Annotated in this window: 10 protein-coding genes and 1 pseudogene; 4 read left to right on the top strand and 7 right to left on the bottom strand. The window is 64.3% G+C overall.

What is annotated here, in order from left to right; genetic code table 11:
* The first annotated feature begins 70 nt into the window (after positions 1 to 70).
* Complete coding sequence (locus AB0J47_RS24595) at positions 71 to 2,290, top strand: MMPL family transporter (protein WP_364350256.1); 2,220 nt, start codon at positions 71 to 73, stop codon at positions 2,288 to 2,290.
* Positions 2,291 to 2,436: 146 nt separating this feature from the next.
* Here the strand turns inward: AB0J47_RS24595 and AB0J47_RS24590 are convergent.
* Positions 2,437 to 2,574 (bottom strand): annotated as a pseudogene (locus tag AB0J47_RS24590) (glycosyltransferase family 1 protein); the annotation flags it as partial.
* A 47-nt stretch (positions 2,575 to 2,621) separates the two neighbouring features.
* Complete coding sequence (locus AB0J47_RS24585; RefSeq protein WP_364350253.1) at positions 2,622 to 2,828, bottom strand: hypothetical protein; 207 nt, start codon at positions 2,826 to 2,828, stop codon at positions 2,622 to 2,624.
* 301 nt (positions 2,829 to 3,129) lie between these two features.
* On the opposite strand from AB0J47_RS24585, the gene AB0J47_RS24580 reads away from it, so the two are divergent.
* Positions 3,130 to 4,038, top strand: coding sequence for an AMP-binding protein (locus tag AB0J47_RS24580; RefSeq protein ID WP_364350250.1), 909 nt, complete (start codon positions 3,130 to 3,132; stop codon positions 4,036 to 4,038).
* Between the two features lie 58 nt (positions 4,039 to 4,096).
* Positions 4,097 to 5,380: a helix-turn-helix domain-containing protein gene (locus AB0J47_RS24575; RefSeq protein ID WP_364350247.1), complete on the top strand. Its 1,284-nt coding sequence runs from the start codon at positions 4,097 to 4,099 to the stop codon at positions 5,378 to 5,380.
* 134 nt (positions 5,381 to 5,514) lie between these two features.
* Here AB0J47_RS24575 and AB0J47_RS24570 read toward each other — a convergent pair whose 3' ends face one another.
* The 4 genes from AB0J47_RS24570 to AB0J47_RS24555 form a co-directional block, all read right to left on the bottom strand.
* Positions 5,515 to 6,792, bottom strand: a complete 1,278-nt coding sequence (locus tag AB0J47_RS24570) for a sensor domain-containing diguanylate cyclase (RefSeq protein WP_364350244.1) — start codon at positions 6,790 to 6,792, stop codon at positions 5,515 to 5,517.
* A 117-nt stretch (positions 6,793 to 6,909) separates the two neighbouring features.
* On the bottom strand, positions 6,910 to 8,016 hold the full coding sequence (locus AB0J47_RS24565) for a terpene synthase family protein (protein ID WP_364350241.1): 1,107 nt from the start codon (positions 8,014 to 8,016) through the stop codon (positions 6,910 to 6,912).
* A 310-nt stretch (positions 8,017 to 8,326) separates the two neighbouring features.
* On the bottom strand, positions 8,327 to 8,617 hold the full coding sequence (locus AB0J47_RS24560; RefSeq protein ID WP_364350238.1) for a hypothetical protein: 291 nt from the start codon (positions 8,615 to 8,617) through the stop codon (positions 8,327 to 8,329).
* Positions 8,618 to 8,839: 222 nt separating this feature from the next.
* Entirely contained in the window at positions 8,840 to 9,517 is a 678-nt protein-coding gene (locus AB0J47_RS24555) for a hypothetical protein (RefSeq protein ID WP_364350235.1), read from the bottom strand.
* 217 nt (positions 9,518 to 9,734) lie between these two features.
* Between AB0J47_RS24555 and AB0J47_RS24550 the strand changes: the two genes are divergently transcribed.
* A complete protein-coding gene (locus tag AB0J47_RS24550; RefSeq protein ID WP_364350232.1) occupies positions 9,735 to 10,457 on the top strand; it encodes a TetR/AcrR family transcriptional regulator in 723 nt (240 codons plus the stop codon).
* Here AB0J47_RS24550 and AB0J47_RS24545 read toward each other — a convergent pair whose 3' ends face one another.
* Positions 10,458 to 12,692, bottom strand: coding sequence for a serine/threonine-protein kinase (locus tag AB0J47_RS24545; RefSeq protein WP_364350229.1), 2,235 nt, complete (start codon positions 12,690 to 12,692; stop codon positions 10,458 to 10,460).
* Between the last annotated feature and the right edge of the window lie 192 nt (positions 12,693 to 12,884).

The raw sequence follows: 12,884 nt of genomic DNA, 5'->3' as shown, positions 1-12,884 counted from the left end.
GATACCGTGCCGGTGTTGTGCGCGATCGCTCTGCTGATGTGTCAATTGGTGTCTCGGTGAGAGGACCCGTATGTCCCGGTATCTATTCGCGCTCGGTCAGGCCGTAGCACGTCGCCGCTGGTGGGTGCTGGCACTATGGATCGTCCTGCTGGTCGGCGCGATCGTGTTCGCCGGCGGAACCGGTGGTAAGACCAACGACAATTTCACCGTCCCCGGCACCGAGTCGCAGGATGCCGTGTCATTGCTGCAGCAGCGAATGCCCGCGTTCAGTGGCGCGCAGATGCAGGTTGTTTTCCAAACCCCCGGCATGGCCAAGGTGACCGACCAGCAGGCGAGCGCACAGATCGAGCAGGTAATGGCGGGGTTGAAGGGACTGCCGCAGGTCGCGGCGGTCATCGACCCGTTTCAGGCGCAGGTGGTATCGCCGAATCAACGCGTGGCACTGGGTAGCGTGCAGTTCTCGGTGCCGGCGGGGGAGGTCGGCGAGGACACCCTCGACGAGGTGAATCACATCGCCGACTCGGCTCGCGATGCCGGTCTCACGGTGGAATTCTCCGGTGCGGTGTATCCGGGTTTCACGGCCGAGATCCCGCATACCCCAGAGATTCTCGGCATCGTCGCGGCATTCATCGTGCTGCTGATCACCTTCGGCGCGGTGGTCGCCGCCGGACTGCCCATCATCACAGCCTTGGTGGGTGTGGGTATCGGGCTCACCGGGATTCTGGGCGTGGCCGCCTTCGTCGACGTGGCCTCGGCGGCGACATCGCTGGCTCTGATGCTCGGTCTGTCCTGTGGCATCGACTACGCGCTGTTCATCCTTTCACGGCATCGGCACCAGATCGTGCTGGGAATGGCTGCGGCCGAGTCGATTCCGCTGGCGGTCGGGACCGCGGGAAGTTCGGTGGTGTTCGCGGCGGTCACCGTGATCATCGCATTGTGCGGTCTGGCGGTCGCGGGCATTCCGTTCCTCACCGTGATGGGACTGACGGCGGCGGGTGCGGTACTGGTCGCCATGCTGGTCGCGCTGACACTGCTGCCCGCGCTGCTGGGCTTCGCCGGTGACATGGTCGCCAAGTTCATCTCGCCGCCGCTGCATCCGGGCAAGCCGGAGCAGGTCGCGCGCATCGCCGCCTATGAACCCGAACGCACATTCGGGCACGCATGGGGACGATTCGTCACCCGTTTCCGGATCCCGATGCTGGTTGTCGGTATCGCGATTCTCGTCGTCCTGGCCATCCCGGCCACGCGCATGGACCTCGGATTGCCCAGCGGTGAAACGCAGTCGGAGTCGAGCACCGCCCGCAAGGCGTACGGCATCGTCAGTGATTCGTTCGGCCCCGGTTTCAACGGGCCCCTGCTGGTTGTGACCGACCTGTCGGCCGCCACCAGCCCCGACGCCGGACAAACACTGATGGGCCGACTGCGGCAGGAGTCCGACGTCGCCGCCGTGCAGCCCGCGGGCTCGGGCAACGGGTTGCTGCTGATCCAGGTGATCCCGAAGACCGGTCCCAACGACTCGGCGACGACCGATCTGGTGAACCGGTTGCGCGACGATCGCGACCGCATCGAAAGCGGCACCGGCGCAACATATCTGGTCGGCGGTACCACCGCCGCGAATATCGACACCTCGAACCAGTTGGCCAAGGCGCTACCCATCTTCCTCGCGGTCGTCGTGGGCTTGGCGCTGGTATTGCTCACGATCGCGTTCCGCACGATCCTCGTGCCGTTGTCCTCGATCGTCGGGTTCATCCTGTCGGTCTTCGCCGCCCTCGGCGCGCAAGTCGCGGTATTCCAATGGGGCTGGGGTGCAAGTCTTTTCGACGTCACCAAGGCGCAGACGCTGAGCTTCCTGCCGATCATCACGTTGGCCATCATCTTCGGCCTGTCCAGTGACTATCAGATCTTCGTCGTCTCCCGGATCAAGGAGGAGTACACACGCACCGGTGAGGCGATCAATTCGGTGCGCAACGGCGTCGCCCACTCCGCGCGCGTCGTCACCGCGGCGGCACTGATCATGTTCGCGGTATTCGTCGCGTTCACCACCACCGATAACCCGATCGTCAAGCCCTTGGCCTTCACCCTGGCGATCGGTGTTCTGCTCGATGCGTTCATCGTCCGACTGACCCTGGTCCCCGCCGTCATGGCCATTGTCGGAAACCGCATGTGGTACCACCCGCGCTGGTTCGCGCGCTACGTCCCCGACCTCGACATCGAGGGAGCCGAACTCGAACGCCGATTTGGCCACCACACCGAAGCCGAAGTGCCGCAGGACATTACCGGAGCATCATGACGCCTGCCAGAGGCCCCAGCGATCGACGGGTTCGCTGCCGCCGACGCCGGTGGCGAATTCCCGCATGCGCAATGGTCCCGCAGCGTCGGCCGCCAATGGCGGTGTGAGGCCGCACCTCGATGCGGTCCCGGCGCGTGTGCGCAGACCGGCAACCAGCCGCCGGGCACCTCGCGGCCGTCGGCGGGCGGCGGATCCGGCAAGCGCACCACATCGCGGTCGGCGGATACCGGCGACAGGTGCCGAACGTAGACATGCGAGGACGGCACCGATGCCACACCGATGATGCCGGCGGATCGGCCGCAGCGGGCGCCCGTGCGCACCAGCGCATCGGTCACTGCGATACCGCGAGAGTCCCGGGTGTGGGTAGTCGATAGTCGCGTTCGAGGTCGCGCAGGAGCATGGGCCGGCGCCGACCGCCGCCGCGCGGCTCGACTTCCGCGTACGGAACCGGACTGTGCCTTATCGCCTTGACCTCGACAGGCGCGGCCTGCTCGGCCGTGGCGGCGGGTACGAGGAGGGTTCCTGGACAGATCATCATGCTTTCCGCCTTTCCGGCTGAATGCACTCTGGTTGGGTCAGTCGGTCGTACCCGGCGTCGGTACGAGCAAACCGACGCTATATGTGAAAGCACTCCACCGCCGAACGCGAATAGCTCGTGATGCTGCCGAACCGCATGTCTTCTGACACCGCTACCCGGCCCGGAATAACGCGGTCACTGGCGACAATTGTCCTCCGGTGACAATGCCCGCGGCGAATTTCGTTCACGCACGACGGTGTCCGGCGACGGCGTGATTCCTATCGTTGTCGTCATTCCCCGCACCCACCCCTTAGGACCGCCTATGAATCTTTCGACTCTGCCGGACCTTCGTGCGGCCGCCGCACCGGACGCAGCCGCCGTCGCCGACGACAGCACCGACCTGAACAACGCAGGATTCCTCGACGCCGTGCGGCGCGCCGCCACTACCCTGCGCGCCGCCGGAGTATCGAGCGGCGACGTGGTTGCGATCATGTTGCCCAACACTGCCGCCTTTGTCGTATCCCTGTTCGCGACCTGGCGTGTGGGTGCCACGGTCATGCCTATCGACCCGTCGCTGAGCGCCGCGGAAGCCGACTGCCAGTTGACCGACACGGGCGCCAAGGTCCTGATCACCGCGCAGCGGACCAGCACCGACGCACCGGTGCGCGCCGTCATCCCCGCCGAGGATCTCACCACCGCCGACCACGATGTCGCCGAACCCGCACGCCCCCGCAACGACGCACTGGCGCTGCTCTTCTGTACCAACGGCACCACAGGCAAACCCAACAGCGTGACGGTCGACCACGCCAACCTCAACGCCATGTGCGCAATGGTGATCGAGGCGTTCGAACTCACCGGAGCCGACCACAGCCTGTTGAACCTGCCGCTGTTCCACGTCAACAGCATCGTGGTCGGCACCTTGTCGCCGCTGCTCGCCGGTGGCCGCGCCACCGTGGCCTTCAGCCCGAAGACGTTCTTCGACCGGATCGAGCGCAGCCGCGCCACCTACATCTCCGCAGTCCCGACCATGTACGCCCTGCTATCGGATCTGCCCGACCGAATCCGGCCGAACGCCGCATCGGTACGATTCGCCATCTGCGGCGCGGCGCCGGCCGACGTCGAACTGCTGACCAAATTCGAACGCCGCTACGGAGTACCGATCATCGACGGCTACGTCTCCGAAGTTCCCGCGCGATGGACACCGTCGGAGTACTCCTGCCGGGCGAGCTGATCAGAGCGCAACCCAGCAATTTCCCGCACGGCAACCGTCGAGTAACTACCGTTGGGGGGTGACGAGTTTTCGTCGCGACGGTGATGTCGATGTGAGCGGCCTTGTCGCGGGGATCGCCGCCCGTATGAATGAGCGGGTGACGGATATCAGCGCGATCCTGCGGCGCGGTCTCGAGGACGATATCCCCGAATTGCGGGATGATCCCCGCACCATCGAACTGCTCGGCGCCAGCGTGGAAGGCAATGTCGACACCCTCCTGCACGCGCTGCAGCACGACATACCACTGGCTCGGATCAACGCTCCCACGGCGGCCATCGAATACGCCAGACGTCTTGCCCAGCATGGAGTTCCGCTCAATGCCCTGGTGCGCGCCTATCGGGTCGGCCAGCGTCGGATGACAGAGTTGGTCTTCGCCGAAGTACGGGCGACAGGTATCGCGCCAGCGGATCGGATCACGGTGGTGGAGGCGATCACGACGACGTTGTTCGAATACATCGACTGGATTACCCAGCAGGTCGTCGCGGTGTATGAGACCGAGCGCGAGCAGTGGCTGGAGAGCCGCAACAGCGCTCGGGCCGTGCGCGTGCGTGAGGTGCTGGCCGGGGGGAAGCCGGTCGATGTTGATGCCGCGACCGAATCCATCCGCTACCCGCTGCGGTGGCACCACTTGGCGCTGATCCTCTGGTATCCCGACACCGGTGCGAGTAGTGACGAGCTGAGTCGGTTGCAACGCTTCGTTCGTGAGCTGGCCGAGGCGGTCGGCACTGCGGCGGCGCCGCTGTTCGGGGCCGCTGACCGGATGAGCGCTTGGGCTTGGCTGCCTTATCGGTCCGAGCAGTCCGATGCGGTGGCCAGGGTCTGTGATTTCGCGAGTAAGCGTCCGGACGCACCACGGCTGGCGATCGGCATCATGGGCCAGGGGGTGTCGGGCTTCCGTCGGTCCCATCGGCATGCGCTGCGCGCACGCTCGGTTGCGCTCGCGCGCGGCGGCGTGGAACTGAGGATCATCGCGGCGAGCGAGCCGGGGTTGTCGGCCGCGGCGTTGCTCGGCGGCGGCGCGGAGGTCGGCGAATGGGTGGGCGGGGTGCTGGGCGAATTGGCTGCCGATACCGATAACGATGCCCGGTTGCGCGAGACGTTGCGGGTGTTCCTGCGCACCGGATCCAGTTACAAGGCGGCTGCCGCGGAGCTGGATCTACATTTCAACTCGGTGAAATACCGGGTTGGGCGGGCGGTTTCGCGGCGCGGGCGGGTGATCACCGACGACCGGTTGGACGTCGAGCTTGCGCTGCTGATCTGCCACTGGTACGGCACAGCGGTGCTGCGGCCGAATACGGACTGACCGCGGAGACGGCACGGCGAGTCGATTCTCAGTCGAACAAGTCGACGAGCATCGGGTCTCAGTCGAACAAGTCGATGAACATCGGGGCCCGATAAGAATTCGTCGGTGGATACTTCGGGCTCGAGCCTGTCGACTCAGGTCGGCGCCTGCAGGGTGTGCAGGACCCAATGCCCTTTTTCGTTTGTTTTCGCGTAGTAGAGGCTGGCGTCGGCCGCGTCGAGCAGGGATTCGGCATTGGCGCCGGCGATCGGTGTGATCACGGCACCGATGCTGGCCGCTATTCGCAGCTGCTGGCCGTCGATGGTGATGGGGTCGGGAAATACCGACAATAGTTGGTTCGCGATGCCTGTTATTTGGTCAGTGGTGGCTGGTGGCGGGATCAGCACCACGAACTCGTCGCCGCCGAGGCGGGAAATGAGGCAATCGTATCCGCGCAGTTTGTCATGCAAGCGGGTGGCCACCGCGACCAGGACTTTATCGCCGGTTCCGTGTCCGAAGCGGTCGTTGACATGTTTGAAGTGATCTAGATCGGCGAAACACAGTCCAGCCCGGTCGCTTTCGTCGGCGGCCGTGATGAGTTCTTCGATCCGCTCGAGCAGGTAGCGTCGGTTCGGGAGGCCGGTGAGGGGATCATGTCGGGCCTGCCGACGAAGTTCGAGTTGGAGCCGGTGTTCCTCGGTGATGTCGGCTCCGATGGCCAGCAGGTAGTCGGGCTGTCCGTCGATGCCTTTGACATAGGAGATGGCGAATGACATCCAACCGACGCTGCCGTCAGCACGCACCAGTCGACGCTCGAGTCTGACCGTGCCTTCCTCGGATGGAACCAGTTTGTCGTAGAGCAGGGCGCGGATATCGTCTCGGTCGTCAGGATGGGCGAAGTCGTACACCGATATCCCGCGCAGCGCCTCGACCGGTACGCCGATCATGTCGGCCAAGCCCCGATTGGCTTCCAGCAGTGTGCCATTGGTGTCGCCGATGGCGATCGCGACGGTCGTATTGTCGAACAGGATGCGATATCTCGCGTCCTGTTCGTCGCGGTTGTTGTTTTCGGTCGAGTGATGGTGCGCACGAGACTGATCCAGGTGTGCCTGATGGCCTTGTCCGAGAGCGGCCAGCAGTCCGGCGAGTCGTTGTCCGGCATCGGGCCGAGCGGTGTAGTCGGCCAGCCGGCACAACACCTGTGCCGACACCGTGGGCACTCGGCCATCGGCCAAGTGCGCAGCCGATAGTGCCGCCCCGACTCGGGCGCCCACGGTCACGTCGAAGGGTTCGGCATCGAGGGCTGTGGAAAGTTCAACGATCAGGTCGGATAACTGTTGGTATCCGAAGTCATCGGGCATACGCATGCCGTCGACGGCGGCAAGTGTTTGCCACCAGGTTCGAGCCAGTGCCGCACACTGGGAGTCGTCCACCACAACCCTTCGATACCTCGCGCCGCTCGTCAACCCCTGACCGAGAGCGGCGTTGTGTTCAACGAACGATAGACGGTGGATACCGTTTCGTGTGGAAATTTCCGGCTAGAACAAGATTCACGAGCGATGGTTTTCGCCGAAGATCGACGTCCCTTTATATCTGAGGGTTGTGTTCTGCCATACCCAGGTGGCTTGCACACACCCGAGCAGGTCCTCGACATGGGCTGATACCGGCTCAGCGACGTAGCTGTCGGTGATTTCCGCGCACCGACAATCGATCCTGGCCCGAATCTTGCGGAATTCGCTCAGCCGGTCGCGCACGAGTCGTGCGGCGTCGTGCACGGCGTCGGCAAGGCTGGCGCCCGGAGTGTTCAACAGGCAGACCGGGATCAAATTGAAATCAGCGCCGTCGTGGATGCATTCCTTTTCGAAGGAGAACATGTCGTTCATCAACGCTCCGATCTCCACGGTCGCGCGCCGTAACTGCCGCAGATCGGCGTCGAGACCGACGGCGCGAATCCCATCCCACGGCAGATATGCGTCGCGACCGAACTCGCACAGCGCGATCGCCGGATACATACCCGACACCTGCGCACGCAGGTCGATGTAGTCCGCCACGGTGAGCAGCTCGCCGCGGGCGCGGGCGTTCTGATCCCGGATCGCCGGACGCAGATGGTCGATGGTCGAATCCAGGAACCGAGTCAGCCAGTCCGGGTCCGCCCGAGGCCCGACCCGCTCCAGGAATTCCAGTGTCGCGGCCGCTACGGGGGTGGGATTCGTTGCGGCACAACGTGTATCGAGAAGCTGACACAGCTGATCCACTGTCGCGCGGGCCTGCTGTTTTTCGGGATCGGTCAGATGGGCGAACTTCTCCCGGCCGACAGTATCGTTGAGCCAGAACAGGATCGCGTTGTAGATCCCGATAGTCGTCATCCGCTCCGCGGTGACAGCATGCGGATGCAGGTACGGAGTCATGCTGTTGTAGTGCGCGCCCCCGGCGTCCAACCAAATCCCGTACCGGCGGCAGAGTTGTTCCACCTCCGCACATGCCTGCTCCCCGAACCGATTCGGCGCGAAACCCGCACAGAAGTCGACGATGTCGCGGTCGGAAGTGCTGAACAGCTCGCGCAGCGACCACCTCCGCCGCGCGCGCACCAACTCCGCATACTCTGCCTGCATCGTGGCGAGCCGCGCCTCGACCACCGGCGTGTACTCGCCAACCACGAAACTCCCTCCCCGACCACACCGCGCCTCGACAGAGTGCCGGACCGAATCCGGCAGTGGCCGCACCAGGCAATCAAATGATAAACGATCGTAAGCCAGATAGCTTCACTCGATTATCTGGTGAAAGGTCTTGCCGGAGAACGGGTGTACTCGAGGTGGTCCGGGCAGGGCAGCCCAGCGTCTGAGATGTGCCAGCGCGTATCGCCGGCCAGTGCCGCACCGGGAGTTCACCGGTGCAGTTGGCCCACGCCACACGACGGTGCCGCCCGGACGCCCGGCCTGGACGGCGGTTCTGATCCCCCGAGCCGGACTACAGGCTTGGGTCCTGCTGGGCGAGGACGAAGGTGCCCTGGCCGTTCGGGTCCAATTCGGTGTCGAGGATCTTGTCGTCGAGGAAGGCGGCGGCCTGCTCGTCCAGGAAGATCCGCGACCCTTCCGCAGTCAAGACCTGGTCCTGTTCGGCCGGTTCCGCGGCGATCGCGAGGGACATCGTCTCGGCGCCATCCGTCGTGGAGATCCGCAGCCCGGCATCGGTCGGCGTGCCCTCTGCGGAGGTGATGGTGCGAACTGCCTCGATGGCATTAGGGGTGAGCATCAGCATCTGTCTGGTTCCTTCCGCTGTCATTACAGTCGGCCGAGGTGGGCAAACCGCATTTCTCGCAGGCCGGTCTCCAGCCCTGATCGTCAGCCGGTGGCCCCATCGGCACCGGCATCCACCTAGCAGTAGCCATGAACTGGCTCGCGCAAACAACCTTTTCGCCGACCTGCGCGAGTCGATGGAGGACGGGCACGACCGAACGTCTCGCCGACCGGTCCGCAAGCGTCACCCGCTGACCGGGTCCTCCACGCCGTCGGATTGCCGGGTGTGGCGGATGCCTCGCCAGCCCAGTGGCAGTTGCACGCGGCCTGCCCGGATATCGCCGATGAGGTGCGCATAGCCGTCACGGACCTCGCCGAGATGGACCCATGCCGAGTGTCGAAGCTCCTCGCAGTCGGTGTGCAGCACCGTCCACCACGCCTCGGCGTAGGTCTTCGCGACATGACTGATCACCTCACCGAAGGTGTGGGTGTAGCGGCGGGCGCATCGGCTGTGGCGGACGTAGGAGGCCGCCCAAGAGTTGATCTTGTCGATGACCTTCGCGATATCCGCATGCAGGGCTGTCTCGGTGACCTCGGGCGGATGTCGCTGCGGATTCAAAACCGCCGAAATCAGGGCAGCGTGCAGATCGCCGAGTTCTCTCGCCCACGCGATCATTGGGAACGGCTCGGTGAGGCGCCCGGCGATCGCGGCCAACAGTTGGTCCGGCGACAGCACCGATGCCGCATCGATCGTGCCATCACCCTGCGCCGCTATACCCGCATCCATGGGGAGCACATGTCCTTCCGGCAGCGAGTGCTCACGGCGCTGTGGACCACCATCTGCGGCCGGCGCCGAGGTAGCGGTCGCCGCCTCGGGCGATGCCGTCGAGATGTTGGCGGTGCTGGCAGAGAGGCTGGTCATGCGAAGTATTCGCAGGCTCGATGTTCCGCCTCGGCGGTATGGGCGTACTGATTCATAGGTCGTGCTCGACTATTTCGAGATGAATGGTTGATGCGACGAGCGCGTCGCTGCGGCTCGGCGCATAATGCTAATACTGACTGCGCACTCAGTCAACGACTGGCTGGGCAGTCAGTGAGTGCTAGAGTCTCCGGAAATTCGGCCGAGGAGGGGTGGGTCAGTGGGTGAGCGTGCGACGGGACCGGGCAAGTCGGGCGCGATTCTCGATATTTTCACGCGCCATGTCGCCGAGAAGGGGTACGACGGGACCAGTTTCAGCGGAGTCGCAAGCGAGCTGGGCATCTCACAGGGCTTGATCGTGCATCACTACGGCACAAAGGCGCGGTTATTGGAGGCCCTGCATGTTTCCTATATGCGGCGCCGCCTCGATGAGGCACAGCGCATCGTGTCCGAGTTCGCTACGTCGACCGAGCAGCTTGCCGGGCTGTTGCACGCGGCCATGCTCTATCAGGTGCACGATCGAAATCGGACCGTCGCCTTCCAGCGTGAGGTCGCACGGCTCGCGCAGGAGGATGAGAATTCCGAGGGGCGCAAGCTGCGCAGGAGTTACCTCGGAATCCTGCACGGCGTGGTCGATGCCGGCGTTGCGTCGGGTGAGTTCCGCGCCGTCGATACCAGTATCCGGAGCCTGCTCATCTTCGGTGCCGCCCAATGGGCGTGGACGTGGTTCGAGCCGGAAGGGCGACGATCTGCCGCGCAGGTCGGTGCCGAATTGGTAGATCTCACTCTCGGATCACTGTTGGTGAATCGCAGATCGTTACCGCGCCTCAAGGATCCCGACGGCCGCCTGGTCGCAGCAGTGATCAAAATAATCACCGCACCGGGTTCGCCCGAACGAGACGAGTCCGCCGCAAGCCTTCGAGACCACGATAAGAACGGCTGATCAGCGAGAATCAGGCTTTTGCGAGACCACCCGCTCGAGCGCGCGCAGGTCTGCATCCAGCTTGCGGAACAACCAATAAGCCGCGACGAACGCGAGCCCGGAGGCCGCGCACAACCCCAGAACCGAATCGCGTACGAGCGGAAGCTCCTCGGGTTCGAGGGCGGTGAATCCAGCCAGCACTCCGACCAGCGGCACCGACGCCGTCACCGCGAGATAGGCCGTGATCCTGCGACGCAGCGCCCGCAAATAGGCGGCGTCGTGCGCCGATGTGCGGCCGTGGCGCAGGTAGACGGGATAGACACAGCGCACGACGTAGAACGTGGAAAGGAAGAATGTGTAGGCAACGGAGATGGTGCCCGCCACCAGAACGGTCGCCGCAGCATGGACCATTAGCCGCGCCGGTAGGTCGGTGAACCAGCGAAGCAACATCACCCCCGTCACGGTCGCGCAAACCGCGAACAGCAGGGTGTTCATCGCACACAGGTCGCCCCAGAACAGCGTTCGCGACCGCACCCGCGCGAGCATTGCCTCGTCGTAGCGTCTGCCGGCGCGCAAGCCACGAGGAACCGCGATCAAATCGCGCGACATGTATGCGTAGATGAGGATGGCCGGCGGCGAGGCGCACAGGACGAAAATGATGACACCCTCGTCGAGCTGCGCGTTGGTGGCATCGGAGAGCCGCTCTCTGATCAGTTCCTGGACGTGCACGGCCATGTAGACCGTAGCGAGGGTGACGCCGACCAGCGAAGATAACCACAGGACGGGGGTTGGCCATCGTGAAAGTCGTGCCCGCCAACTGTTCGGCGGCGGATAAACAAGGTCGCGCGCTCGTTCCTCGAGGCACAGGTCGAACTGCTGGGCCAATTCCGAACCGCAGGAGTAGCGGTCTTCGCGCTCGGGCGAAAGACACTTCAACAGCACCCGGCGCAACGCCACGGGGCAATCCGGGGGTAGCTCCGCTAAGAACGTCGACTCGACGGGTCGGCGTCGCAGTTCGAGCATGCGGGCCAGCGATGTCTGCGACTCGCCGGCCGAGGTTTCGTCCGCGAATGGTCGGTGTCCCGTGAGCAACTCCCACAGCATGACACCCAGCGCGTAGATGTCGCTTCGGGTATCGAGGTCGGCGGCGGTCGCCGGGAAGTCCGGATGGCAGGCTTCGAGCTGTTCAGGCGACATGTATGCCAGTGATCCGCCGAAGTACGCCAGGGGACTTGTCCCCCCGAGGTGTTTGCTGGAGCTGACATTGAAGTCGGCCAACTTCGGGATTCCCTCGGCGCTCAGCAGTACGTTCGCGGGTTTGATGTCTCGATGCAATACCCCTCGGTCGGACGCGTGCTGCAGCGCGTCCGCGAGTCGGCGGCCCAGCCAGGCGACGGTCTCCGGCCATGTCAGTGCGGCGAGCTGTGTCCGAACAGCTGATTCCGTGGGTCGAACCTCGCCCTTATCGGCAAGTACCTTGTCGATGGCATCGAGCAGCAGTTGCCCGCTGCGGTATTCCGGATGCGTCGAGCGCTGTAGGCGCAGCACGTCGAGCAGCGTGCCCCCAGGGAGGTACTGCATGTACAGCAGCTTCAGCTCGCCGTCGGCGATGAGTCGCTGGTCGAAGATGCGCACGATGTATTCGTGGTCCAATTGCGCGAGGGTCTGCGGCTCGTTGCCGTGGTTATGGGAAATCTTGACCGCGACCAGTCGCTGCATTGATTGTTGTCGAGCGAGATAGACCTGGGCGAAGGCGCCCGCCCCGATCCGCATCAGGAGATCGAAATCGTCGATCCGGTGGCCGACATCGATGGCGTCGAGAACCACTTGGGCACTTGGACGAGCAATCATCGTGCTGCGGTAGTCGCTGGTGAGCTGTGCGAGCTCAGGGCCGGCCGCCGTGGCGGTGGCCTCGGCGAGCATGCCGGCCGCATCGACTGCGTGTGAACCGCGGCGCAGGGCGTGGAACTCCTCGTAGACCAGCTCGGCCGGAAGCGGACCACCTTGCAGCTCTGCGAATTCCGCACGATATTCGATCAGTCGTTTGGGAAAGTCATAACGAAGCCAGCGGTATTCGAGATCGATCTTGATCAGTTCGATCAGTACCGTGCGCCGCTCAGCCTGCGCACGCGGCAGGTACGCCGCCAGGTCTGGTGGGGACTCGGACGCCCAAGCCTTGGAAAACCGCGCCACCGCAGCGGCAAGCGCTGTGCGGGTTCGCGCAGCTGGATCGACCAGATCGGTCGGCTCGTACATCGGTCGCTCGGAGATCAGCGCCGGACGATCAGCTGGCGGCTACGCGTGATGCGGTCCATGTCGCAGTTGCCCGACATTATTTCCTTTCCGCCAAACCTCCCTGCCTAAGGGTATCGCCCCGATACGAGCGCATGGTCGCCGAATTCGCCGAACCGAGCATGGTGTGCGCGAGCATGGTGGTGCGATATTGGA

Origin of the sequence: Nocardia sp. NPDC049737 (assembly GCF_040674755.1) — a bacterium.
Classification (GTDB): domain Bacteria; phylum Actinomycetota; class Actinomycetes; order Mycobacteriales; family Mycobacteriaceae; genus Nocardia.
This window is presented reverse-complemented; position numbering and strand designations above follow the sequence as displayed.